Source organism: Bradyrhizobium elkanii USDA 76 (assembly GCF_023278185.1).
Classification (GTDB): Bacteria; Pseudomonadota; Alphaproteobacteria; order Rhizobiales; family Xanthobacteraceae; genus Bradyrhizobium; species Bradyrhizobium elkanii.
This window is the reverse complement of record NZ_CP066356.1, coordinates 8,425,564-8,450,803: the sequence shown is the minus strand read 5'-3', so window position 1 is coordinate 8,450,803 and position 25,240 is coordinate 8,425,564. Positions and strand designations below refer to the sequence as shown.

The 25,240-nt window shown below is 59.1% G+C and carries 18 protein-coding genes and 7 pseudogenes; 16 read left to right on the top strand and 9 right to left on the bottom strand.

Features of this window, described 5'->3' with window-relative positions; genetic code table 11:
* Nucleotides 1–392 precede the first annotated feature (392 nt).
* Both JEY66_RS40025 and JEY66_RS40020 read right to left on the bottom strand, forming a co-directional pair.
* Nucleotides 393–1,502 (bottom strand): IS630-like element ISBj5 family transposase, encoded by a 1,110-nt coding sequence (locus JEY66_RS40025; protein ID WP_011082855.1) that lies wholly within the window; start codon nt 1,500–1,502, stop codon nt 393–395.
* Nucleotides 1,503–1,658: 156 nt separating this feature from the next.
* A complete protein-coding gene (locus tag JEY66_RS40020) occupies nt 1,659–1,949 on the bottom strand; it encodes a hypothetical protein (protein ID WP_011082854.1) in 291 nt (96 codons plus the stop codon).
* Nucleotides 1,950–2,976: 1,027 nt separating this feature from the next.
* On the opposite strand from JEY66_RS40020, the gene JEY66_RS40015 reads away from it, so the two are divergent.
* Nucleotides 2,977–4,977 carry a c-type cytochrome gene (locus tag JEY66_RS40015; protein WP_011082853.1) on the top strand — a complete coding sequence of 667 codons (2,001 nt, stop codon included), beginning with the start codon at nt 2,977–2,979 and terminating at the stop codon, nt 4,975–4,977.
* A gap of 125 nt (nt 4,978–5,102) precedes the next feature.
* Nucleotides 5,103–6,335 (top strand): cytochrome P450, encoded by a 1,233-nt coding sequence (locus tag JEY66_RS40010; protein ID WP_011082852.1) that lies wholly within the window; start codon nt 5,103–5,105, stop codon nt 6,333–6,335.
* 1,270 nt (nt 6,336–7,605) lie between these two features.
* Here JEY66_RS40010 and JEY66_RS40005 read toward each other — a convergent pair.
* Together JEY66_RS40005 and JEY66_RS40000 are read right to left on the bottom strand one after the other, a co-directional pair.
* Nucleotides 7,606–8,743: pseudogene (locus JEY66_RS40005) on the bottom strand (IS3-like element ISRj2 family transposase).
* Between the two features lie 84 nt (nt 8,744–8,827).
* Nucleotides 8,828–9,573 (bottom strand): annotated as a pseudogene (locus JEY66_RS40000) (helix-turn-helix domain-containing protein); the annotation flags it as partial.
* Between the two features lie 108 nt (nt 9,574–9,681).
* Between JEY66_RS40000 and JEY66_RS39995 the strand changes: the two are divergent.
* The 6 genes and pseudogenes from JEY66_RS39995 (at nt 9,682) to JEY66_RS45740 (ending at nt 14,226) form a co-directional block, all read left to right on the top strand.
* Nucleotides 9,682–9,894, top strand: coding sequence for an aldehyde dehydrogenase family protein (locus tag JEY66_RS39995; protein WP_014498644.1), 213 nt, complete (start codon nt 9,682–9,684; stop codon nt 9,892–9,894).
* A gap of 246 nt (nt 9,895–10,140) precedes the next feature.
* On the top strand, nt 10,141–11,274 hold the full coding sequence (locus tag JEY66_RS39990) for an FAD-dependent oxidoreductase (RefSeq protein ID WP_011090930.1): 1,134 nt from the start codon (nt 10,141–10,143) through the stop codon (nt 11,272–11,274).
* 227 nt (nt 11,275–11,501) lie between these two features.
* Nucleotides 11,502–12,240, top strand: a pseudogene (locus tag JEY66_RS39985) (IS6 family transposase).
* Between the two features lie 15 nt (nt 12,241–12,255).
* Nucleotides 12,256–12,411, top strand: coding sequence for an NAD(P)-binding domain-containing protein (locus JEY66_RS39980; protein ID WP_018269530.1), 156 nt, complete (start codon nt 12,256–12,258; stop codon nt 12,409–12,411).
* An 823-nt stretch (nt 12,412–13,234) separates the two neighbouring features.
* Nucleotides 13,235–13,507, top strand: a complete 273-nt coding sequence (locus tag JEY66_RS45745) for an RNA-dependent RNA polymerase family protein (protein WP_014498649.1) — start codon at nt 13,235–13,237, stop codon at nt 13,505–13,507.
* On the top strand, nt 13,468–14,226 hold the full coding sequence (locus JEY66_RS45740) for a reverse transcriptase domain-containing protein (protein ID WP_011090923.1): 759 nt from the start codon (nt 13,468–13,470) through the stop codon (nt 14,224–14,226). Before JEY66_RS45745 ends, JEY66_RS45740 begins: the two co-directional genes overlap by 40 nt.
* A gap of 98 nt (nt 14,227–14,324) precedes the next feature.
* Here the strand turns inward: JEY66_RS45740 and JEY66_RS39970 are convergent.
* Nucleotides 14,325–14,573, bottom strand: a pseudogene (locus JEY66_RS39970) (IS701 family transposase); the annotation flags it as partial.
* Nucleotides 14,571–14,780: pseudogene (locus JEY66_RS39965) on the bottom strand (transposase); the annotation flags it as partial. The pseudogenes JEY66_RS39970 and JEY66_RS39965, both read right to left, overlap by 3 nt.
* 172 nt (nt 14,781–14,952) lie before the next feature.
* Here JEY66_RS39965 and JEY66_RS39960 point away from each other — a divergent pair.
* The 6 genes and pseudogenes from JEY66_RS39960 (at nt 14,953) to istB (ending at nt 20,033) form a co-directional block, all read left to right on the top strand.
* On the top strand, nt 14,953–15,357 hold the full coding sequence (locus JEY66_RS39960) for a hypothetical protein (RefSeq protein ID WP_011090921.1): 405 nt from the start codon (nt 14,953–14,955) through the stop codon (nt 15,355–15,357).
* A gap of 235 nt (nt 15,358–15,592) precedes the next feature.
* Nucleotides 15,593–15,859 carry a hypothetical protein gene (locus JEY66_RS39955; protein WP_014498652.1) on the top strand — a complete coding sequence of 89 codons (267 nt, stop codon included), beginning with the start codon at nt 15,593–15,595 and terminating at the stop codon, nt 15,857–15,859.
* Nucleotides 15,860–15,991: 132 nt separating this feature from the next.
* Nucleotides 15,992–16,231 carry a hypothetical protein gene (locus JEY66_RS39950; protein ID WP_018269532.1) on the top strand — a complete coding sequence of 80 codons (240 nt, stop codon included), beginning with the start codon at nt 15,992–15,994 and terminating at the stop codon, nt 16,229–16,231.
* A 600-nt stretch (nt 16,232–16,831) separates the two neighbouring features.
* A complete protein-coding gene (locus JEY66_RS39945) occupies nt 16,832–17,371 on the top strand; it encodes a GNAT family N-acetyltransferase (protein ID WP_014498653.1) in 540 nt (179 codons plus the stop codon).
* Between the two features lie 299 nt (nt 17,372–17,670).
* Nucleotides 17,671–19,273: pseudogene (gene istA / locus JEY66_RS39940) on the top strand (IS21 family transposase).
* Nucleotides 19,170–20,033 (top strand): IS21-like element helper ATPase IstB, encoded by an 864-nt coding sequence (gene istB / locus JEY66_RS39935; RefSeq protein ID WP_011090918.1) that lies wholly within the window; start codon nt 19,170–19,172, stop codon nt 20,031–20,033. The pseudogene istA and the gene istB overlap by 104 nt, the downstream one beginning before the upstream one ends.
* A gap of 4 nt (nt 20,034–20,037) precedes the next feature.
* Here istB and JEY66_RS39930 read toward each other — a convergent pair whose 3' ends face one another.
* Together JEY66_RS39930 and JEY66_RS39925 are read right to left on the bottom strand one after the other, a co-directional pair.
* The gene (locus tag JEY66_RS39930) at nt 20,038–21,075 is read right to left on the bottom strand and encodes a hypothetical protein (RefSeq protein ID WP_011090917.1); all 1,038 of its coding nucleotides are present in this window, start codon (nt 21,073–21,075) and stop codon (nt 20,038–20,040) included.
* The gene (locus JEY66_RS39925; RefSeq protein WP_011090916.1) at nt 21,038–21,706 is read right to left on the bottom strand and encodes a nucleotide-binding protein; all 669 of its coding nucleotides are present in this window, start codon (nt 21,704–21,706) and stop codon (nt 21,038–21,040) included. Before JEY66_RS39925 ends, JEY66_RS39930 begins: the two co-directional genes overlap by 38 nt.
* Before the next feature lie 443 nt (nt 21,707–22,149).
* On the opposite strand from JEY66_RS39925, the gene JEY66_RS39920 reads away from it, so the two are divergent.
* Both JEY66_RS39920 and ltrA read left to right on the top strand, forming a co-directional pair.
* A complete protein-coding gene (locus JEY66_RS39920) occupies nt 22,150–22,986 on the top strand; it encodes an outer membrane protein (protein WP_026192140.1) in 837 nt (278 codons plus the stop codon).
* Complete coding sequence (ltrA, locus tag JEY66_RS39915) at nt 22,922–24,250, top strand: group II intron reverse transcriptase/maturase (protein WP_014498615.1); 1,329 nt, start codon at nt 22,922–22,924, stop codon at nt 24,248–24,250. Before JEY66_RS39920 ends, ltrA begins: the two co-directional genes overlap by 65 nt.
* 166 nt (nt 24,251–24,416) lie before the next feature.
* Here ltrA and tnpC read toward each other — a convergent pair.
* Nucleotides 24,417–25,188: pseudogene (gene tnpC, locus JEY66_RS39910) on the bottom strand (IS66 family transposase); the annotation flags it as partial.
* Nucleotides 25,189–25,240 lie beyond the last annotated feature (52 nt).

Below are 25,240 nucleotides of genomic sequence, written 5' to 3'. Positions count from 1 at the left end.
CTCGCAGACACCGAGTGGCCCGCGCTCCACATGCATTGCAGAAGCGACACCTCCTCAGAATCCCATGCCGATGTGGCTTGATTGACCATCGTTCGTCATCGTCACGAGCACGAGTCGATGGTCGTTTTGATTGTCGCCAAAAGCAGTGCGTGTCGATGTTTACGCTTGTTCGCCGCTATTCGATGTTCGGAAAGGTTTTTGGCTGCGACGATCGGCCTGCCTTATAAAATAGGCAGACGAACGTGTATTTATGCCTGCGGTTGCATCGTGTCCGGAAAGTTGATCCGCTTACGTTAACGGCTGTTGACAACATGCGTTAACGGCGTTGCAATCACCAGCACGACAAACGGCGGTGAGTTTACCAACTAACAACAGCAGCTAGTCACATGAATCTAAAGTTCGCCACATAGAGTCTGCTGGGCTTTGTGGCAAAAGCGTTTGACGGAAGCCAAGATCTGGTCTGCGGACTTGGTCCATTTGAAGGGCTTCGGGTTGTTGTTGTGCAATTCGATGAAGGTACGGATGTCGGCTTCGAGCTGCCTGACGGAGGTGTGAACACCTCGCCGGATCTGCTTTCTGGTGAGTTCAGCGAACCAGCGCTCGATCTGATTGATCCACGACGCGGAAGTCGGCGTGAAGTGGACATGATAGTGCGGCCGGCGAGCGAGCCACGCTTTAATCTTGGGGGTCTTGTGGGTAGCGTAGTTGTCCATGACGATATGGACAGCGAGCCCCTCAGGGATTTGAGCGTCGATCTCTTTGAGAAACTTCAAGAACTCGAGCGCCCGATGGCGCTTGTAGCATTTGCCAATGACGAAGCCGGAAGCGACATCGAGCGCGGCAAACAGCGTGGTCGTACCATGCCGCACATAGCTATGCGTGCGACGTTCCGGCACCCCAGGCATCATCGGCAAGACCGGCTGCTCGCGATCGAGTGCCTGGATCTGGCTTTTCTCATCGACACTGAGGACAACGGCTCGGTTAGGCGGCGACAGATAAAGCCCGACAATATCGCGCACCTTATCGACGAATAGCGGATCGCTCGATAGTTTAAATGTCTGGCTGCGGTGCGGCTGCAAGCCGAACGCCGTCCACATTCGGCGGATCGTGGTGTGAGAAAAGCCAGTATCCGCAGCCATCGAGCGGATCGACCAGTGCGTTGCGTCGGGCGGCGTCGTACGCAATGTCCGCTCGATTACCTCGGCAACCTGATCATCGTCGATGGTTCGAGGGCGGCCCGGGCGGGCTTCGTCAAGCAGGCCATCACAACGATCCTTCAAGAATCGGCGGCGCCACTTGCCGACGGTGTGTTCATGGATGCCAAGTTCGGCAGCCACAGACTTGCTTGGCAGACCAACTGCACACCGCAGGATCGCGCGGCATCGCTCAGATAGCGATCGGGCTACACGATGACGACGAACTTGCCTCTCCAAGTACGCCCGCTCCTGCGAACTCAGCACCAACGGCGCGATCGGCCGGCCTTTCACACCTGCATTCGCCACGAGCGCTCTCCTCTCTAGAGATCCGAGCGATCAACTAATGTCACGAACTTCCGTTCCAGATGACTAGACCACGACGGCGTTACTGCTCGCACACGGCTACTAGCGTGGGTACCCGAGCGTTTGCGCGGAAGGATGGGCCATGCAGTCGATCCCTTGCTAGGTGTCGTCGGTGCCGGGGATCGTGCCGTTCTCGGAATACTGCCAGAGCTTCCGGTGCCGCGACGCCGACGTCTCCGGAGGTGACGATGCTGACGTCGACTCGACTTCAACCATTTCAACAGCGACGATGCAAACTTGGTCGCTTGGATCAGCCCTGCGGGCAGCAGGCCGCCGGAGCCGCCGCCGCCGCCGCCGCGGATGGTCGAGCAGCGCCTGGACGGCCTCGTGCAGATCGTCGAGCGGCTCAAACCCACCTTCGAGAAGGTCGTTCAATTCGAGCCGCAGCATCTCGTCATCCCAATCGGTGCGTCGAAGGCCTCGAAGAGACGCGACCAAGCGCGAAGCTCGAGACAATACCCGAGAGTGTACCAACAGCAACGGGACAGCTCGCAGAGATGGAAGCAAAAGTAAAAAGATCAAACAGCGTCATAGCAAGTCCGCCGATCTGGAAGCTAAGCGCGCGCTGAACCGCCTGAAGGAGGTTGACCCGGAGGGATATGAGGCCTTCCTTCGTAAGCGCGAGAACCGCGGGGACACTGGCGGTTTCGGCCCGGCTGGACGGGCGAGGCCATAGTCACCACCACATTCCTCGCCGTCGCATTCGCACAACTCTGGCGCGTCGTCGCCATGCGCAGCAGCCGCTCCGGTACCGTTTTCAACGAGTTCACGCGCAATCCATGGGTCTGGCTGCGCTCGGCCTGTACGGCCCTCTGCTCGCAGTCCCTCTCTACTGGCCGCCGATGACAGAGGTCTTCCACGTCTGCCACCGACGCTCACGATGTGGAGCATTGTCGCGGGCTACAGCCTGACGCCGATGCTGCTAATTCAGGTCAGCCGCGCCGTCATCGTGCTTGCCAAACGAAGCCGTTAAATGGTAGCCGCGTTGCTTGGCTCGAATTCGCCGTCTGCATCATCGTGATCGGCGTGGCCGGATGTATGCTCATGGTCATTGCGCCCTACGGAGTCCTGATCTCCGAGTGCGAGCCTATTGCCCTCAGGCGCCCGGCCAATTCCGTTCGCTCGCGTTCCCGCGGATTACAGCCCCCCGATCTCCCACAGCGGACCCAACGTCACTGCAAATTCGATCGCGAGGATGGGATGGCGGCTCGAACAAGAGCTCGTCCGAACGCTCTAGATGTTCTTGTTATGCGGTCAAGTTCGCCCATTCCACAGACCACCGATTGTGACGTCAGAAAGAATAGTGATCGCGTCTCAAGGACGTCAACAGCAGGGGTAAGCCTACAAGATCATGTAGTTGTAGTATTACTGTTTGCACGGCTCTCTGCTGGAGGCCGTTCGCTGACACGGGGGAGCCATGTCGACAGTTACCAGCGCAATTCGGCGCCTTTGGTGGCGACGCTTTCTTGTTCTTCTGGCGATCATCGTGGTCATTGCTTTGATCGCAGTCATGACCAGCTCCCAGCTTGGCGCGACAATCGAAGCTCTGACGCCGCCTGGTCTCCCTGAACCGGTTTCCGCGAGCGAGCAGGTTTCGCTCGATCAGGGCTGGAACGCCGAAGACGCCGATCGATTCCATCATAAAGCCCAGGGCACGCAGACCTTACCGATCCCGCTGTCATGGTTTCTCGCCCTGGAAGCGCCGCTGAACTCGCCTTTCGCTATCCCCTTTTTCAAACGAGAACGGTTTTCTGACAACCGCTATTTACTGCGGTTTGGATTCATAGAGTCTGCCGAAAGCGAGAACAATGAGTACGGTTTGCCGATCGGCTTTGCATATTCGCCGTTTCAGTCGATCCGCGGACTTTCGCGTAAGGAGACTGCCGTTGGATTGACCTGTGCCGCGTGCCATACCGGCCAACTGATCTTCAAAGAGAAGCGCTATGTCATTGAAGGCGGCCCCGCCGTGACCGATCTCGGTCAATTGACAAATGCGCTCCGCGCTGCGCTCGCACAGACCGCTTTGTCGGCAAAGCTACCCTTCTTCGACGGTCGCTTCGGGCGGTTCGCGAAGCGCGTTTTAGGAACCGAGTACAGCGATCTTACACGCGTCCAACTGTCCAAGGAGCTCGATGGAATACTTGGTGCTCTGATCGATCAGCCCGCTGGGATCGACGTCACGGAAGGGTTTACCCGCCTCGATGCGCTCAATCGCATCGGCAACCAGGTGTTCGCACTCGACCCCAAGCGCTACGGCAACTACGTCAACCTCAACGCCCCTGTCAGCTACCCGCACATCTGGACATCGTCATGGTTCGATTGGGTGCAGTACGACGGCTCGATTATGCAGCCATTGGTGCGCAATGCCGGCGAGGCGATGGGGGTTTCGGCGGAGCTCAACCTCACCGCCCCGCCCAAGGGGGGACGTTTTGCCAGCAGCATCCCCTTCGATAATCTGCACTGGATCGAACAACAGCTCGCTGGAAAGGACCTGCCGCTGGTGGCGAAAGCCTTCACCGGACTGAATGCGCCAGCCTGGCCCGACAGCTTTCCTGCGATCGACAAAGCCAAGGCCGCCGTGGGAGCCCAACTCTACGACAAACATTGCAGCGGCTGCCATCTTCCAGCGCTGACGCCGGACATCGTGCACGGCAAGGCCCCGGACGCGGAGTTCTGGAAGAACTTCGGCCCTATCCGCTGGCGCGGTCGCGATGGGCAGGAGAAGCAGACGAGGGAATCCGTACTCAACGTCAAGATCATCAAGCAAAGCCATATCGGCACCGATCCGGCCCAGGGCGACGTGCTGCGCAATCGCACCGTGGACACCGCCGGCAGCGAACTGGCCAGGGCGGGCCAGAGCAGCCCAGGGCTCGGCCTCGACATCGATGTCTGCCAACGGAAGGCTGACAACACGCTGGATACGATCCACCTCTCGGACCATGCGATGCAACTCTACGCGCTTGCGCTCGGCGCCGTGGTCCAATCCGGCATCGACGAATGGCTTCGGTCGACCGGGACGGTCCAAGCGGAGATCGAAGGCGATCGGCCGAACTGTCTAGCGGCAGGTTTCGGCTATAAGGCGCGTCCGCTGAACGGCGTATGGGCGACTGCGCCGTTCCTGCACAACGGCTCGGTGCCGACGATCTACGATCTGCTCAGCCCGGTTGCGGAGCGCCCACAAGTCTTCCTGCTCGGTGAGCCCAGCTTCGATCCTGTCCGCGTCGGTATCGTGACACGGACGGTCGCTCCTGAAGGCAGGACCTACGACAGCAAGGGCTACTTCATCATCGATACGTCGAGGCCCGCCAATCGCAATACCGGCCACGAATTCTCGAACGAGAAGCATGAGGGCGTCATTGGCCCTGCGCTGTCTCCGGAGGAGCGCAACGCAATCATCGAGTTCCTCAAGTCGATCTGAAATTGATTGGGTCAGCTCCAACTGGAGCAATAGCGAAGACCATCTCGCTCCCGCAGGGGGAAAGGTGGACGGAAGCCCGGATCGACCGACCAGGCGAAGCTTTTCGGAGTTAGGGTGCGGCAGCAATGGCGGAACAGAAACAGGGGCCGGCGGCGAAGTTCCTGAAATGGATGATCGCCAAACATCCGGATGCATTGTTCGCATTCATCCGGCGCGTCAGGCCCAACCTGGCGTTGGGCGCCGCGGGGCCGGTGTTCATCACCCGCTTCCCCGACGTGCAGGAAGCGCTGAGCCGCCCCGACATCTTCAACGTCACCTATGCGCCAATGATGGACCCTTCGGTCGGCCCCTTCATGCTCGGCCGCGACTGCACCGAAATAAACCAGCGCGACAAGGGTATCATGCGCGCCTTCATGCGCATGGAGGATCTGCCGGCAATTCGCCAGAAGGTGCGCAGCCTCGCCAATGCGTCTGTCGAAAAGCAGATCTATACCCAGAACCAGATCGAGGTGGTCAGCACGTTGTCGCGCCTGGTGCCCATTCAGCTGACCCGAGAATATTTCGGCTTTCCCGGCCCCGATCTGGCCTCGATGTTCCGCTGGTCGCGCGCGACGCAATATGACATGTTTCACAACCTGGACAAAGATCCGAAGGTGCACCAGGACAACATTGACGCTGGGCAGGAGATGCGCGCCTATCTGACACAACTGCTCCCGCAGCGGCGCGAGCAGCTGAAAAATGGGGCGCCGCTCGAGGACGTGTTCAGCCGCCTGCTGAATAGCCATTTTGACGATTCGATCGGCTTCGCCGACGAACGCATTATTACCAATATGATGGGCACACTGGTCGGCGGGATTGAGACCACATCGGCGGCCATCGTGCAGCTGCTCGACGAGTTGTTCAAGCGCCCGAGGATCCTGAAGGAGGCCATCGACGTCGCCAGCAGCAACAACGACCATCTGATGTATCGCTATTGCTGGGAAGCGCTGCGCTTCAACCCGATCAATCCGTTCGTGGTGCGCCACTGCCGGACCGATTACCGGATAGCCAAGGGCTCGCTGCGCGCGACGACAATCAAGGCCGGCAGCACGGTGCTGATCTCGACCCGGTCGGCGATGCGCGATGGCTTGCAACTGCCGGCGCCGTCCAGCTTCGCGATCGACCGGCCGGAGTCGGTCTACATGCATCTGGGCTACGGGATGCACACCTGCCTCGGCGACCAGATCAGCCGCATCCAAGTTCCGGAAATCGTTCGCCGCATCCTGCAAATCCGGGGCGTCCGTCCCGCCGCGGAGATTGACTACGCAGGAGGGCCGTTTCCAGAGCGTTATCCCATCACCTACGACACGCCGGTCTGAAGGCCGGACTTCCCAGCAACGAGCCGCGAGTACCGATCCGGCCGCTGGCGTGGCGGCCTCTGGCGTCAGCACTAGGTCGGTCGTCGCGAAGTCTCCGTCACGCGATGCGCGTGAGATGCGTGAGGCAATAATCAATCGTGTCGGTGGTGTGTTCCGCTTGCGAAACACATCAATAGATGAGAGGCAGAGCTTCGCATGCGCGGCTACTACATTGGCTTACCGAGGAAATGGTTTAAGCGAACGGAAGCCGTACGCTGAAGCGGGCCTCGGCAACCGGCAGTTATGCACGAACATCGCGCAATCAGCGCAACAGCAATGATACGCTCAAACGGCACCTGCAGGATCACCATTACGCACGACGCCGACGACTACAAACAGCGCATAGCATCGAGCGCTGCTTCTGCTCGCTGATACACTCTTTCGACGCTTGGCACCCGTTATGACAGGCGAATAGGACAGGCGAACCGTAATTTTACCGGCTTCTTCATCGATCTCGCGGCCGCATTGGTCTGCGGTTGCACGCGTTTCCCCGTAGCTGTCCGGATTGGCAAGTGTTGGAACACGGTGTTCTACTTGAAAGAACACCGGCTGAGGGATTTTATACTTAAACTGTCTTTTCACTAAATTCCGGTGGCGAGGCCGCGGGACTGCATCGTCTCGCGGCCCCATTGATTTTTCGTCGTTGAGGTCCGGGCGAGCTCCTCCACCGAATTCCGACTCTTTACTCCCAGAAGGGGTAATCGCTTCGATCGCCCGTTGGCATTCAGACGCGTCAAATTCGGGCCGTCGGCAAGTCCTCGCTGGACAGCATTCCGGAGTATGTTGTCGTGGAGTGCACATGGCTGCTGCCAACCTGATCGACAGTAGCGACAGCGATCGTACGAAAACGCGCTCCGCATCGAACATGGCGCGTGCTGTTTGACGTCCCAAGATGGCTGGAGTTCTCCCATCGAGACAGCTTCGGCCGAGCTTGTTTGGCTTTCTGGCTCTGCCAAAGGGCAGAGCCAGACTGATACAACAAAGTCGGCTCGCTGTCGCGCGCGCCATCGAAAACTGCCCCCTCGACGTCACGAGGAATTGCCCCCTCCTTGGATAGCCGAGGAGAGAGCGAATGAACGAGGAACAGAGCTGGCCCCGGTTGTTTGGACAGCGCCCCGCTGGATTTAAGTGGATTCCTGCCGGGTTATGCTGAACGCGAGGCTTTACGGTTTTGTCGTTGCGTCGGGAGGGCGTAGCCCGACCAGAGCGACGACAAAACCGTCGGCGACGGTCATGCGGCCATCACCATAGCTTGCGTGCCGAAGTAAGCCTCGTCGGGCGTGCGCCCGTCAAGGCTCGAGTGAGGGCGTCCCTGATTGTAGAAGGCCAGATACTTGGCAATTGACGCTCGCGCCTCGGACACGCTGTCGTAGGCGCGGAGATAAACTTCTTCGTATTTGACCGTGCGCCAGAGCCGCTCGACAAACACGTTGTCGCGCCAGGCGCCCTTGCCGTCCATGCTGATGGCGATCTTCGCGTCCAGCTCGTCCAGCAGCACATCGGTGAACTCGAGGCTGGTGAACTGGCTGCCCTGATCCGTGTTGAAAATCTCGGGCCTGCCGTGCTTCGCCAGCGCCTCCTGGACCGCTTCGACGCAGAAGGCCGCCTCCATTGTGATCGAGACGCGATGGGCCAGGACCCGTCGGCTGAACACATCGACGACCGCCGCGAGATAGACGAAGCCACCCGCATCGGAATGTAGGTGATGTCCATTGCCCACGCATGGTCGGGCCGCTCGATCTTCAATCCGCGCAACAGGTACGGGTAGATCTTGTGACCCGGAGCCGGCTTGCTCGTGTTCGGGCGACGATAGACCGCCTCGATCCCCATGCGCTTCATCAGCGTCGCGATGTGGCGGCGACCGGCGTATACGCCCTCCCGCCGCAGCAACGATCGCAGCATACGCGCTCCCGCGAAGGGATAATCGAGATGCAGCTCATCGAGCCGACGCATCAAGGCAAGGTCCTCGGCCGAAACTGGCCGAGGTTCATAGTAGACCGTGCTGCGAGCCAGCTTCAGGACCTTCGCCTGGCGCACGATAGAAAGATCATGACCGCGGTCGATCATCGCTTTGCGCTCAGCAGGCCCGCCTTGGTGAGCGCGCCGGACAAAAAATCGTTTTCCAACGCCAGCTCGCCGATCTTGGCATGTAACGCCTTCAAATCGACCGGCGTCTCGGCCGATGTCTTGTCATGCCCAAACACGCCGGCGGCGCCTTCCAGGAGCTGGTTTTTCCAGATCGTGATCTGGTTCGGATGAACATCAAACAGTTGCGCCAGCTCCGCCAGTGTCTTGTCGCCTTTGACCGCAGCCAAAGCAACCTTCGCCTTGAATGCCGGAGAATGCGTCCGGCGGCTCTTCTTCGTCATCTTCGCTCCTGATTCGCAGCAAGAATCCTCGCCGCTGTCAGGCAGAAAATCCACTCAAGCTACTGTCCGAATTTGCGGGGCCAGCTCTGCCTTCAGCAGCCGGTAGACCGAGGCCTCGGATACAAAGTACTTTCGTTCGTCGGTGAACCGCACGGCCAGCTCGCGTGGCGACAGCTCAGGCAACTCCAACGCCAGGTCGATGATCTGACCCCGCACATCGTCGGGGATGCGATTCCAGACCCGGTCTGGTCGAGACCGGTGATCGGCCAGCGCTTCAACGCCTCCCTCGCGGTAGCGATCATACCAGCGATAGAATGTGGCGCGCGGGATACCGAGCTTGTCCAGCGTGCGCTTGGCGGGAAGATGCGATTGCTCGACCTGCTGGATGATCTCGGCCTTCTCAGAGGCGGGATACCTCATGCCTCGTCCTCCCCCTCTCTCACCCGACAGGTGAATGCGGAGCATTCACCTATAGAGCCCGTTCATGCTATTTTTGAGCAGACGGTTCTCCAGGGTCAGATCGGCTACGGCCTCCTTCAGGGCAACAGTCTCCCGGCGGAGATCCTTCACCTCGCCGGAGGTCGCAGCTCGTGCCGTGTCGCCCGCCAGGCGGCGCTTGCCGGCCTCGAGGAACTCCTTGGACCAGCCGTAATACATCGAGGCGGCAATGCCCTCGCGGCGACAGAGCTCGGAGATATTTTCCTCGCCGCGCAATCCTTCCAGCACAATGCGGATCTTCTCCTCCGACGAATAATGCCGGCGGGTTTGTCGCAGAATGTCTTTTAGAACTTGTTCTGCGGCACTTTGCCCGGTACGGATTTCTGCTTCATCTTCGCTCCTGGTGGCTACGATGAACCAGAAATCCTCCCTCCGCAAAATCCTTCAATTTGTCTCACAGGTCCTGACGGCGAACACCCTTCGACGATGAGGCGCGCGCCGTGAAGTTGGCCAACGACACCGAATTTGGGCCGATTTCCTACGTCTACACCGAGGACCTGAAGCGTGGTTTGCGCCTTTCCGGGCAAATGCAGAGCGGCATGGTCGCGCTGAACAGAGGACTTGCGTCCGATCGGGCGGCGCCCTTCGGTGGCAGCAAGGCAAGCGGCCTCGGTCGTGAAGGCTCGAACCGAAGGCATCAAGGAATACCTTGAAACCAAAGTACATTGCGGTCTCGCTCTAGCGCGCGATGGGTAGTCGTGTGCCGATCTTTGGACGAGCGGATCGAGCCCGACGACGTCATTGAAATGGATGTAAGCGGGATCGGTGTTGCGCTTGGTGGTGCTCGGCGAGAGCAGGATTGGTAGGTTACAGAATACAATGCTTTTCATAGAACGCGGCGGCCCCCGGGGGGTGATCGCCAAGAAATAAAAAAGATACCAACAAGTGGAGGAGGAGAAATGGGCGCGGTGAAGAAGGTTTTCATCGTAGGTGGCGGGATTGGCGGCTTGACGGTCGCCCATGCGCTTCAGCGGATAGGCGTATCTACCAGAGTCATTGAGATGGGAGATAAGCGTGACCGGATCGGCACCGGTATCACGCTGCTGGGGAATGCCTTGCGGGCACTTGCCGAATTGGGATTGGTGGATGCCTGCCTCGAAGGCGGCCTTGGTTGGGATACCGTGTCGGTACGCGATGGCGCGGGAACGATTCTGAGCGAACAGTCCTCACCAAGAATTTGGGACGCTGATCGTCCAGCCGCACTGGGACTCATGCGGCCACGTCTGGGACAGATTCTGGAAGACTTTGCGACGAAGAGCGGCGCGAAAATCGATTTCAACACAACGATCACCCGTATTGATCAGGACGATCGAGGGGTGACGGTTCAGCTATCGAACGGCGAGACAGATCGCGCCGATCTGCTGATCGCTGCGGATGGAGTCTATTCCAAGATCCGCCAGAGCATCTTCGGCGACGAGTTCAAGCCGCACTACGCCGGCCAAGGGGTATGGCGTTATACGGTTTCTCGCACCGAGGCGATGAATGGCTTCGTCCTGTACCGCCTTCCGACGGGCCGCGTAGTTGGCGCGCTGCCGCTATCGAAGGAATTGTGCTATCTATTCTTCCTGGAAAGCACGGACGAAAAGCTTCGTATTCCGCAAGATCGGGTGTGCGACTATCTCCGTAACCTGCTCGCCCCCTTTACGGCGCCCGAACTGGTCGCGGCTGCCAAGGTGATCGGCGAAGACAAGCACATAAGCTACCGCCCATTTGATGTCTTGATGATGCCAGCCCCCTGGCACCGTGGCCGTGTCGTGCTGCTCGGCGATGCTGCCCATTCGTTGATGCCGCAAATGACATCCGGCGGCGGAATGGCGATCGAGGATGCGCTGGTTCTGGCCCAGGAACTGAATCGCAACGACGATCTGGAGACTGCGCTCAAGACCTATTGCCGACGCCGCGAAGAAAGAGTCGGGCGCGTATACGACATTGCATACGCCATTTGCCGGGAAGAGCGCAAACCGGAGCATGGCCGCGACTATTCGATGGGCCTTCTTCGTGAAGGCTACGCGTTTCTGGCTGCGCCCGTCTGATTAGAAGCAGGCGAAGTCACATGGGAATTTGACGGACGTCGCTACCGCGGTGGATCGGCCACATCCGTGGACTGAAGGTAAACTCTGTAGCATTTTGGCCGACAACAAGCATGTCACGACAGGGGAAATGCATGACAAGACAAGCAGGTTCGTTGCAGGGATGGATTTTGACCTCCGCCCATGGATGACGGTGTTCGGAGTGGTCCTGCTATCGCCAGTCCTGCCACTTGCGCATTCGGGTTTTGTGCGAAATCCTTCATCATGAACGGTGGTTGTATTTCCGGTTTCCCTTAAGCTTGCGCTTGGTCAAGGAAATGCTGGCGGCGCGTGGCATTGGCATGACCTATGAAACCGTGCGCCAGGGGGGACGGAAATTCGGCAAGCTGTTCTCCGATCGGATCCGTCGAGCGCGCTCCCACCCGCGGTGACAAATGGCATCTGGACGAGGTCGTTATCTCGATCGCGGGCGAACAACATTGGCTCTGGCGCGCTGTCGACCAGAATGGCTTCGTTCTCGACGTCTTGATCCAGCGCCGAAGAGAGACTCGCGCGCTGCCCAGCGGCTCATGAAGAAGCTCTTGAAATCCGCCGGCACGCCGCCGCGCGTGATGATCACGGATAAGCTGCGTTCGTACGGCGCTGCGAGGGCGAAGATGGGCTTTCACGTCGAACATCGCCAGCACAAAGCTCTCAACAATCGGGCCGAGAATTCTCATCAGCCGACGCGGCGACGCGAGCGGATCATGAAGCGTTTAAAATCGTCCCCATCAGGCTCAACGGTTTCTGTCAGTTCACGATCAGGTCGCGAACCTTTTCCACATCCCCTATCCCGGAGCCGTCACGGCCGACTTCCGTCGAGCTTCGCGCGAACGAGCCTTTGCGACTTGGCGCGAGATCTCCAGGACAAGCGCTATCGCCGACTCTCGACCTCTGAGACTCGCCTCCTTCAGCTCGGCGATCGATTAGTTGACGATGCCTGCGATGGACCTCGGCTTCATCGGGCTTGGCCACATGGGTGCGCCAATGGCGCGGAACCTGCTAAAGGCTAGCCATCATCTCATCGTCTACAATCGCACGCGCAGCGATATTGAAGCCCTATCACTACTTTGGGTGCGCCGGGAGACCGGCAAGGAATAGATGGTGGAAGTCCATTGCGATGAAGGTGTAGCGAACCACATCGGCCCCGAGCCGTGCGCAGGCGTCCGCGAGGGTGTCGGCGAAGCGTCGGTAGGGGAGCATGCAGGCCAGCCATTGAGCCGCGAAACAGTGTTATCTCGGGAGCCGACGCTGTCCAAAGAGCGGAAGGCAATATGGGCGAGTGCGCAAACGCGAGCACCCGTCCAACCCGGCGTGGTCGTAGACCCTGGCATGTATGGAAGCTCCTTGTACGGGAACCGGGATATCTCCGGGTCGGCCATCTTCCTTCTCGGAGGAGATGGTCCGCAGCGGGAAGGCGAGGAGCTGTAGCCGCTGATGCACGACACGGAGAAGTCTGACTCTGGCATAGTAGCTGAGAAGCCAACGAACAAAGCCGGATTACTGGCGGCGGAGTGGGCGGAGCCAAGGCCGGGGACCAAGGGAAACGCGGAACAGCAGCGCATGCACCGGACACAGGGCCGGGCTCGCATGACCCAGTCGCTGGACCGCGTACGGACAGCCGCAAGGCTGAGGAAGAAGGACCGGTTCACCGCGCTCTTTCACCACATCAATGTCGATACACTGCGGGCGGCGTTCTTTGCGCTCAGGCGTAAGGCTGCTCCCGGAGTGGATGGCATGACGTGGGAGGACTACGAGGAAGATCTCGAGCCCCGGCTCGCCGATCTGCACAAACGGGTCCAACGAGGAGCGTATCGCCCGCAACCGTCTCGCCGGACGTACATACCAAAGGCAGACGGCAAGCAGCGCCCGTTAGCGATCGCGGCTCTCGAAGACAAAATCGTCCAGGGCGCCAACCGTCATCGTGCTCAACGCCATCTACGAAGGAGACTTCTGTGGCTTTTCCTACGGGTTTCGGCCCGGCAGAGGACCACATGATGCGTTGGACGCGCTCTGCACAGCGATCGAGACGCGGAACGTGAACTGGATCATTGACGCCGACATCCAAAACTTCTTTGGCGCAGTCAGTCAACCTTGGCTGGTTCGCTTCTTGGAACATAGGATCGGCGACAAGCGCATCATCCGCCTCATTCAGAAATGGCTGAAGGCGGGGGTGTTCTCGAAGACAGCGTCGTAGCCGCTGATGACAGGGGAACGGGTCAAGGTTCGGTGATTTCACCGCTTCTCGGCAACATCTACCTGCACTACGCTCTCGACCTGTGGGCCAAACGCCGGCGACAGCGCGAGGTCTCCGGCGGCATGATCATCGTGCGTTACGCGGACGATGTAGTAGTCGGCTTTGAGCGCGAGGATGACGCACGTCGTTTCCTTGACGCGATGCGCGCGAGACTGGAGGAGTTCGAGCTGACGCTCCATCCGGCCAAGACCCGCCTGATTGAGTTTGGTCGCCATGCGGCGGCTCAACGCAAGCAGCGCGGACTCGGAAAGCCGGAAACCTTTGCGTTCATGGGGTTCACGTTTATCTGCGGCAAATCACGCCAAGGGCGCTTCCAGCTTCAACGGAAGACCCGTAGCGACCGCTTGCGAACCAAACTCCGCGAAATCAAGGAGGAGCTAAGGCGCCGAATGCACTGGCCGATCCCTGCACAAGGGAAATGGCTGAGGCAGGTCTTGACCGGCCACTTTGCGTACTTTGCTGTCCCGACGAATGGCCGAGCGCTCAATGCGTTTCGGTTCTATCTGACCGATCTCTGGAGGCGGACGCTTCGGCGGCGCAGTCAGCGGACCTGTCTGACCTGGGATCGCATAACGCAGATCACCGATGACTGGCTCCCCAAGGCTCGCATCCTTCATCCATGGCCGAAGCTGCGCTTCGCCGTCAAACACCCGAGGTAGGAGCCCGGTGCCTTAATTGGGCTCGCCGGGATCTGCGCGGGGGGCGCCCAGTGATGGGTGTCCCTACCGCGAACAGAATGCGTTTGCGCCACTGCTTTTCAAGGATTTGCTTTCGGCAATATGGGCATTGCTGAGGCGGCGGCCGAAGGATGAGATCGACGATGGCATGGCGTGCGGCGGGCATGGTTGGTTGAGGCGGAGGCCCGTTGATTCTTTTTTTTCCGCCCCGCGTATGCGAGGCGACGATGTTGCAGGAAGGCGTAGGCAATCATTGTCATAAGGGCGTGGCGATGAAGACCTTGCCATGATCGCCCTTCGAAGTGATCAAGTCCAAGCTCCTCCTTCATATCGACAAGGCTGTGCACGACCCGCGTCGGATCGCGCCGATCCGGGAACACCCGGGCCAGATTGTCGGCCAAGCCGAGACGCCGCTCGGCCATCGCCAGAAGCATCACGCCCCCGTTCGAGGTTAGGCGCCCACCATCGAAGGCAGCTGTGACTTTCTTGGCGTGAATGGCTGGAAACGAGAAGGGCGGAATCGTATCGTCGGTCATGGCGGGCGTGGCGTTCGCGGTTGGAGGTGATGGGGTTGGCTTCACAACCGAATCCTACGCCGTATGAGCGCTTTACACCACGCTCGCCAGCCTCTCGGGCGCCTCTTACGAATAAGACAGGTTAGTCGGTCCGACCCGTCATGTTTTTGGGGTTTCGGACAAGGTTCTGACGATGACGCTTTCATCCGTTTTGATGGCGGATCGCGAGGCCCGTCCTGATTGGTATGCAGTTGGCATTGCCATGATCGTCGTGGATCGGCTGGTTCACAACTTTCTGGTCCGAACCGGGATTTTGGAGCAACTTGGCATGGTTCATCCGTACGGTCCCCGTTGCTATGCAGACGGCGGCTGCGCCGAGGTCTTGCGGCGCGTCTCGGCACAGATCGACGCGCGCCAGTTTGATCGTAATTTTCCGGCGGATTTTCCGCGCTTTGTTCAGCACGCTCTTTGGCGTTACTGCGCTGCTGACGGTTTGAACGTCTGCAACGGCAACAATATTGATGATCGCAAGTCATGCGATCTTTCGTCGTGTATTGTTTACAGTAATTGTGCCAAAAAAGCGCGGAAATTACAGTAATTATCTTCTATTTAAGCGCAATTTTTCTGCAGCTAAATTATTGCAATCATTGCGCTTTTGGATGATATGCTTTATTATACTTACGACGAGATTGTTTGAACGCTCTTCTCGTCTTCAGCAAAGGAGTCGTCCAATGACAAGACCGCCATTGCCGGGAGCATCCCGCAGGACCAGCGACAACGCCGTTTCAGAAAGGGGCCCAAATCGGGCCCCTTCGGCTTTTCAGGAGGGCAAAATGGCCAAGCCCAATCTCACGAACCAAAAGACACTCTCCGCCTCGGCAATCATCGTTTACGGGATCGACGCGACCGGCAAGCCGAAGGCCGGCCGGTTTCCGGAGCGCCAGGCGGCGGCGGCCAAAAAGGCCGCGCGCTCACTCAAGCTCGCTGTTTGCAACGTCGATCGACCAGCTCTTGTCGAAATCGTTGCGAAAATTCCGGTCGGACGCGTTCACGACCAAGGCAGTCGCTTCTGCCCTACATCAAACGCAGCTTGTACGTGAGCGTCACGACAGGATCACCGGTTCCCGGGCTTGACTTGCGCGGAATGCTCTGGATAGCGCGGTCGGGATGATTGACGCCGCCGGGGCGCGGTGATGGGGTGATCCCGGTTCGGAGCGGGCAACGGGATCAGAATGAACAGCGAGTCGCAGCTGCGCGAGAAGCTTCGGAAGATCGAGGCGTTGTTCGTGGGGGCCGGAACTGCTGGTGAGCGCCATGCGGCGGAAGCCGCGCTGCAGCGGGTGCGGGCCCGGGTCGAGGAACTCGCTCGCCACGATCCACCAATCGAACAGCAATTCTCACTTCCCGACCAGTGGTCTCGGCACCTTTTTCTGGCGCTTTGCCGCCGATATGGGCTGCGGCCGTTTCGTTAGCTTTGAGCGTCTTCAGCAGCCAGCGTTCGACATCATGACCGGACAGCAAGTACGGCAAGACGGCTTCGCTCGATTCCAAGCAGTCCCTGAGGCCGGCAAAGAATATCTTGGCAGCGGCATCCAACGGCGACAGCGCGCTGTTGTGTCGTCTACAAAGGCAGTTCGCGGTGAGATTCTTTGGAGCCAGCGCCTTTGTTTCGCCTGCTTCGAGCCAAGGCAGTCCAGAGGCCGTGAAATTACCGTCCCCGCGAAGTATTTCGATCACAGCCTCGCTGATCAGATGCTCGCCGGAGATTGGCGCTTCGCAATTTCCCAGCTCCTGCATGTAACAGCGTTCAAGTGTCGTACTGGGCGAGCCGGATCGAAGGTCAAGCCCTGAAGCCGGCTTGTGCCATCGAACACCATCAAAACAGCAGGAAGCCGATTGTCGCCCCGATCGACAACGACAAGGTGCCACCTTCATTTCCTCAAGTCTGCGCTTGGCTTCACCCATCGGAGTGACCCCCAGCGGCAGTCTAGCCCGTCTTATTCGTAAAGGACCGGCTCATGCGTCGGCTTTGTCAGCTTTCTGTCAGCTCGTCCAAATAGTAGCTCGTTGTGATGAGAACCAATTACAACAACTGGCCCTCCGACGGGCAAAGTGTGGACCAGCAGCGCGATGCGCTGGCCGGCACTTCTGGCGCAGATGGTGCTGCTTTTACGGCCGCTTTAGCTGCTGGACCAGCGTCTTCCGCTTTTGACAAGAGGACAGGTGTGTCAGTCCGCCTACACAGAGTAAGTAGCAATATTGGCAACGCCCAAAGTGTTTCTTTGTTTACTGATGCCAATGAACGCAATAAGGTGGGAGCGATGACCGTGGCGCCGGGGCGCAACAGTTTGCGAATTCTCAGCATAGAAAATCTCGGCCGGTCGAGGTACAAAGGGGTCGGGACGGCTATGATTGAAGTCGCCGATCATACTAGGCAGTCCGCGGGCCTTTCCAAGCTATCCCTTCTCTCTCAAGATGAAGGAGCTTCAGCATTTTTCTACAAGAAGGGATTCCGGTTTGCGGACGAGGGCAAGAATGCGGAAATGCGGACTGTCATTTCCAATCCACGATACGTCTCAGATGAAATTCTTATGGGCGAGATGGAGCGCTAGCCCGTCTTATTCGTAAGAGTGCGCCTGAGGGCTGGCGAGCGTGGTGTAAAGCGCTGATGCGGCGTAGGATTCGGTTGCGAAGCCACCCCATCACCTTAAACCACGCCCGCCATGACCGATGATACGATTCTGCCATCCTCGTTTCCAGCCGTTCACGCCAAGAAAGTCACAGCTGCCTTCGATGGTGTCATTCGGCTTGCAATATTGACCCCCTAAGCCGGGGGATCGGCGTCCAAAATTGCCCCCCTACAGGTTGGTCTGTTGCGCTGCCTGCTTCGTAACAAAGCAGGTGGTGGAGGATGCTGGTCGTGGAGACGATTGCGCGGATTCGGCGCGAGCACTTCATCAAGGGCAAGACGATCAAGGAGATCGCCCGTGACCTGAAGGTGTCACGGAACACGGTTCGGAAGGTGCTGAGGTCGGGAGAGACCTCCTTCGAGTATGAGCGGCAAGTGCAGCCGCGGCCAAAGCTCGGACGATGGGCAGTCGAACTTGACGGGCTGCTTGCGGCGAACGCGGCTAAATCGGCTCGTGAGCAGCTGACATTGATCCGGATCTTCGAAGAGCTGCGCGGTCGCGGCTATGACGGCGGCTACGATGCGGTGCGACGTTACGCCAGGCGGTGGAGCAAGGAACGCGGGCAATCGACCGCGGCGGCCTATGTCCCGCTGAGTTTTGCGCCAGGCGAAGCCTACCAGTTCGACTGGAGCCATGAGGTGGTGCTGTTGAGCGGAACCACCGTGGTCGTGAAGGTTGCTCACGTCCGGCTCTGCCACAGCCGTATGCTATTTGCCCGGGCGTATCCGCGAGAGACGCAGGAGATGGTGTTCGACGCCCACGACCGAGCGTTCGCGCTGTTCAAGGGCACCTGCACCCGCGGCATCTACGACAACATGAAGACCGCCGTGGAGACGATCTTCGTCGGTAAAGGGCGTCTTTACAATCGCCGGTTTTTGCAGATGTGCAGCCACTATCTGGTCGATCCAGTCGCCTGCACGCCGGCGTCTGGCTGGGAGAAGGGGCAGGTTGAGAACCAGGTCGGGCTGGTCAGGGAACGCTTCTTCACGCCGCGTCTGCGGTTCAAAAACCTCGACGAGTTAAACGCCTGGCTGCTCGACAAATGCATCACCTACGCCAAGGCTCATCGCCATCCGGAACTGGTCGATCAGACGATCTGGGACGTGTTCGAAGTCGAACGCCCTAGGCTCGTTCCCTATGCAGGGCGATTTGACGGCTTCCATGCGGTGACGGCGTCGGTCTCGAAGACCTGCCTGGTGCGCTTCGACAACAACAAGTACTCGGTCGCAGCCAGTGCAGTCGGACGACCGGTCGAGGTTCAAGCCTATGCCGATCGCATCGTGATCCGCCAGGATGGACGTATCGTTGCCGAGCATCAGCGATCCTTTGGCCGCGGCGATACCGTCTACGACCCTTGGCATTATGTGCCGGTGCTCGCCCGCAACCCCGGCGCCTTACGCAACGGCGCTCCCTTCAAGGACTGGGTGCTGCCGGCCGCGATCGAGCGGATCCGGCGCAAGCTTGCCAGCATCGACGATGGCAATCGGCAGATGGTCGACATCCTCAACGCGGTGCTGACTGACGGTCTGCCTGCGGTGGAAGCGGCCTGTGCCGAAGCGCTCAGTCACAGCGTTCATTCCGCCGATGTGGTGCTCAACATCCTGGCCCGTCAACGTGAGCCAGCCCCGCCGGCCAACATCATGACGCCAGCCGCCCTGACGCTCCGTCATGCACCAATCGCCGATTGTGCCCGCTACGACAACCTTCGGAGGACCAACTGATGGAACGAACTCAAATCTTCGACCTCATGGGCGAGCTCAAGCTCTATGGCATGAAGGCTGCCTTCGACGAGATCATGGCAACTGCCGTCAAACGTCAGCATGAACCCCAGCGCATCGTTGGCGATCTACTCTCCGCCGAGATCAACGAGAAGCAAGCCAGATCTATCAAATACCAGCTCACCATTGCCAAGCTGCCGCTTGCCAAGGACATTGCCGACTTCCAGTTCGACGGCACGCCGATCAATCAGACGCTCGTCAATGATCTTGCTGGCGGCGGCTTCGTCGCCCAACAGCGCAACGTCGTGCTGGTCGGCGGCACCGGCACAGGCAAAACCCACCTGGCCATTGCCATCGCAAGAAGCTGCATCCGATCTGGTGCCCGCGGCCGCTTCTTCAACGTGGTCGACCTCGTCAACCGCCTCGAGACCGAGACCCGCAATGGACGGCAGGGACGGCTTGCCGAGCATCTGACCCGGATGGACTTCATCGTGCTGGACGAACTCGGCTATTTGCCCTTCGCCCAGTCCGGTGGCCAGCTTCTCTTCCACCTCGTCAGCCGGCTCTATGAGCGCGCCTCCGTCATCGTGACCACCAATCTCGCATTCGGCGAATGGCCCAGCGTGTTCGGCGACGCCAAAATGACCACAGCGTTGCTCGACCGATTGACCCATCACTGCGACATCGTCGAGACCGGCAACGATAGCTGGCGGTTCAAAAGCCGAGACGACGATCACGCCACCCGCGCTCGTCTCGCCTCCGCTATCCCGGCCAGCTCCGACGAGACGAGCGCTACCAGCAAACCCCGCCGCGGAAAGGGGTCAAAATTGGACGCCGATGAAGGGTCAAATTTGCAAGCCGATTGACACTTTACACTTCTGGATCTGAAATGCGGGTCAGCATCCTCACGTGCGGTCCCGCCCGTTTGAAGACCGGCTCCCAAAACGCATAGGCGTTCTCGACGAAACTCGCGGTTACGGAGAACTTCGTGAGCGCCGCCCGATATGCGGCCTGGCGCCCGCAGCCCTGTCCCTCGACAAGGTGCCAGATGAACTGAGCGACCTGGCGCGTGTACGTGCTCGGACGACCTCGGTGGTTGGGTACGATCTCAAGTCGCTTGGTCCCGGTGTCACGCGTCTCCGGTTCGGTGATATTGGCAAGCCAAATGAAGATTGATGGATCAATGCTCGCGGGATAGCCGTCGCGCTTGAGCTGCTGATTGATGATAGAGAACGCGCTGGCGGCTTCCCTGAAGCACTCGCTCAGGATGAAGTTCGCCTGGTTCTCCAGCTTGCCGCTCCGAAGATCGTCGAGCAATCTGACCGCCTCGTCGGTGAGCCGCCGCATATATCGCGGTTGCGACTGTCCCGCGCTGTCGGCTGGTTCCTTCTGCATGATTAATTCGGCCGCATCCGCGCGAAACCCCGTTGCGGCTTCTTTGAGAACGGTCAAAAAATTGCTTTCAAGTCCGGAAGCGACGACGGTTTTCGACGCCGCTTCGCCTCCCACCCGCGTCTCTACGAGGCCGTTTGCATGGTCCAAGGCAGCATTCAGGCTGGCTTTGATGTTTTCAGAAGCTCTGTCTTGAGAGTCTTCGGCAACCTTCACCATCATCTCGGTGGTAGTGTCGGAATCTAGGAGTTCGTCCTTGCGCGGCGCCGCCGCATTCCGAGATTCAAGCACCGCAACGGGACTCGGAGCCGTCGCTTGCCTTGCAAGAATTGTTTGATCAGACGTATTCGGGCCTGAGTGCTCCGATCGCAGATTGGAAGCAGCAATCCCGCGGGGCAGCACAAACAGGCCATCGTCAACGGCTCGGCTCGCCGCCGCGGTAAGCTCCACGAGCGAGCGTCGCGCGCAGCGCGTCTGCCTAGTACGCGGCTTTTTCGTTTCTTGCGTGTGGTTCATGATCTGACGACCCCTCGACAAGCTTCTTCAAGATCCAGCGCCACAGCTCACGAACTTCCTCCGAGGCTCTTCCCTCTTGTGCAAACTCCGTCACGCCTAATCCTGCCCCAAGCGCGTCCTGATGGTCATTGCGCTGTCCGACATAGGGAAGCGCGAGCACCCCGAGCGAATTGAGCGACGTCGCGGCTTCACTCACGCGGCAGCCCCGCGGTGGCGTCTGAGCGAGGACGAAAGCAAATCGGCGGTTGAGCCTACGAATAGCAATCAGCGTCGGTATCGCAGCTTCGATGTCGGCGGGACTCGGACGCACCGGGATCAGGCAAAGATCGGCCCTCGCGATGGCGCGCATGGCCAGTGCATTGTTCGTGGCGGCGGTATCGATAACCGTAAGCCAGATCCCCTCGGCTTCAAGGCTGACGAGCGCCCGTTCTATTTCGGCCGAATCAGCGACCCGAACGACCCGGGGATCGGGATGGCGGCGCCGCTCTTTCCATTTTGAAATCGTGCCTTGTGGATCCGCCTCGACAATTGCGACGCGCTCCCCGTTCCCCAACGCTGCGACTGCAATTCCGACCGCCAGCGTGCTCTTGCCGCTTCCGCCTTTTTGGGTGACCAGAGCAAGGACATACATCTTCTACGCGTCCCGGACGACAACGACATGAAACGCACGAGTCGTCGACATCGAGCCTACCCTTCCCGATGGTGGGTCGCATCAAGAGCGAACGTGGAAATCGCAGCCAAATCGAGGCCCAGCCATTAACGATATACCGCGCAATACGTCGGCCAAGGGCCGCGAGAATCACCACGACGTGGCTTTGTAAAATAGCCCATTATTCGGCCGTGTCACGGATCTTCGCGAAAGGATTGCTGAGCACCGTCGTACAAGCATGAAAGCAGAGCCTGCTCGCCTCTCTGGAATGGACACGGCAAGAAGCGGCTGTCGCAGTTGCAGCAAGATGCTGCCTCCTACCAGATTGGAGAGGTGATCTGCCTGCCAGCTCGAACTATCGAGCTAACCACAACTTGGGGACAAGCTACGCAATATTTTTCCGTGCTCAGCAGGAGGACTCTCGGATGAAGTGCAACAAGCAATTGTCGCTCGCGAGCATCATTGCGTTCGGGACGATCGCTTTTGGGAGCGGAAGTTTAGCTGCTGATTTGCCTGCGGCACCTGTCGTCAAAGCGCCGGCTCCCGTTTATCCTCTCTTCAGCTGGACTGGAGGTTACATCGGCGGCAGTGTAGGCTCGGGTTGGGGTACCAGCCAGACCGACCTCGCTGTGGGCAATACATTGATTGGCGCCCCCGTCAACCAGACCGTAAACCAGCTCATCGGCGGCACTGCCGATTTGAATGTGCCATTGCCGCAGGTGCAGCTGAACGGCTTCCTCGGCGGCGTACAAGCCGGTTACAATTTCCAGTCCGGTGTGATGGTCTACGGCGTGGAAAGCGATTTTTTATGGAGTGGTATCAAGGGGCGCACTGGCTGCTTTGTGGTCTTGAACTGCACGAACGACACCAAATGGATTGCCGATATCACCGGACGGGTCGGCGTCACGGTGGGCGACCGCGGCCTAGTCTACATCAAGGGCGGCGCAGCTTGGGCCGATTCCAGCATCGGCATCAACCAGTCCTTTGCCGTTACATCGAACTTGGGGGCTGGCTTTGCTGCTAACGGTGCTGCCGATGGCCGAGCGACCAAGAACATATTTGGCGGCACATTGGGTGCGGGCATCGAGTATGCCTTCCTGCCCGGCTGGTCAGCCAAAGTTGAGTATGACTACTTCGATTTCGGCAGGCAAGACGTAAAGCTGCCGGTTTCGGTAGTCGAGAACACGGCGATTGGTGATGAACCTAGTAACACCGAGAATATCCGTTCAGAAACTTCAGACCTCGCTGCAGGCGAAAGCTAAGGCTGAACCAGATTATCGATTCTACTCTCTTTGGGACAAAATCTGCAGACTGGATGTGCTGGAGGAAGCCTACAGGCGCTGCCGAGCAAACCGGGGGTCGCCGGGGGCGGATGGCATCACATTTGCTCAGATCGAAACCGAGGGACGCGAACGATGGCTGGAAAATGTCAGACAGGAGCTGACGGCGGGTGACTACCGACCGCAGCCCCTTCTGAGGGTATGGATACCGAAGAGCAATGGCGGACGCCGACCGCTCAGCATTCCAACCGTAAAAGACCGAACGGTCATGACGGCGGCGATGCTGGTGATCGGCGCCATCTTCGAAGCGGACCTGCTGGAGAACCAGTATGGCTTCCGCCCGAAGGTGGACGCCAAGATGGCAGTGCGCCGCGTGTTCTGGCACATCAGAGATCATCGGCGATCAGAGATCGTCGATGCGGACCTGAGGGATTACTTCACCTCGATTCCGCATGCACCACTGATGAAATGCCTCACACGCAGGATCGCCGATGGTCGGCTTCTTTCGATGATCAAAGGCTGGCTGACAGTCGCGGTTATCGAGAAGGACGGCCGGCGGATCACAAGGACGGCGGAGGCTCGGACGAAGAAAAGAGGAACTCCACAAGGCTCACCTTTGAGCCCGTTGTTGGCGAATCTCTACTTTCGTCGGTTTCTGCTGGCTTGGCGCAAACACGGACACCAAGATCAACTCGATGCGCATATCGTGAATTACGCGGATGACTTCGTGATCTGCTGTCGCCCCGGTTCGTCCGAGACGGCAATGGCGCGGATGCAGACGCTAATGAACAGGCTCGGGTTGGAGGTGAACGATACCAAGACGCGACTCGCTCGGGTCCCAGAGGATAGCGTAACATTCCTCGGGTATACGATCGGACGCTTCTATGGAAAGGGAGGTCAAGCCTTTCTTGGCACAAGACCTTCCAAGAAAGCCGTTCGACGATTGCTCAGACAGGTCCACGACCGCACGACACGTCAGTGGTATCCGGACTCACCGGAGAACACAGTCGCTGTCATCAACCGCTTCCTACGCGGCTGGTGCGGCTACTTCGACCAAGGTCCAGTGGTGGAAACTTACAACCTCATTCGGCAATACGTCGACCGTCGTCTGCGTCATTGGTTGGTCCAGCGCACCGGGGCACGTGGCCGGGGCTTCAACCGTTACTCGCAGGAATACCTGCATGAAACGCTTGGCCTCTACCGCCTCCCAAGAGCGCGTGCCGACGTGCCGAGAGCGAAGGCTTGATGGGTTGAGAGAAAGCCGGATGCGGGAAATCCGCACGTCCGGTTTGACGAGCGGCGACTGGAAACGGAGCCATGGTCCGAAATGAGCCACCGGCACTCAGCGAAAGCTGCCGGCCAACGGCAACTCCTCGGAACCTGTAGCCACCGCGTCAGTCGTCGACTCTACCGAGCTCGATGCGACCATCGGTCAGAAATCGTTCGAAGATGGCACGGCGCGAGACGGCATAGCGGATCGCCTCAGCCAGTTTTGATTTGCCGAAGATCCGACGCAAGGTCTGCTGCCAGAGATCGAAGAGATCTGCGACGATCGCCGCGGAGGCTTGCTGGCGCGCGGCAACGCGAGTGTCGGGGCTTTGACCGCGCATCGTTTTCTCGACCTGCCAGAACTTCGCCATCCGCTCGACCGTCGCCGTTGCCACTTCTGAGCTCCCTGCAACATGCAGCTCGTAGAACTTGCGTCTGCAGTGTGACCAGCAGCCAGCCTGTGATGCAATCATTGCCGCGATCGGATCGCGCGAGCTTGTTATAGGCGGCGTAGCCATCCACCTGCAGGATTCCGCGATAACCATTGAGATGGCGGACCGCGCATTCACCGGAGCGGCTGTCTTCGAAGCGATAAGCCACCATCGGGGGACCGTTGCGGCCAAACGTTCGATCATCCCTGGCATAGGCCCATAAATAGGCCGTCTTTGTCGATCCGGAGCCCGGAGCGAGCGTCTGCAAAGTGGTTTCGTCGGCAAAGACCCGTTCGGCCTTCTTGACCTCGCTGAAGATGTAGTCGGCCATGATCTCGAGCTCGAAGCCGAGCTTGCCCATCCATTGCGCCATCAACTGGCGGTCGAGCTCGACCTTGTCGCGGGCGTAGATAGCCTCCTGCCGGTAGAGCGGCAGGCCATCGGCATATTTGGCGACGGCGATCTGGGCCAGAAGCGCTTCCGTCGCCTGAGACGCCCGCCTTCTCAAGTCCCCGGCGCATCATCTCGACATCCGC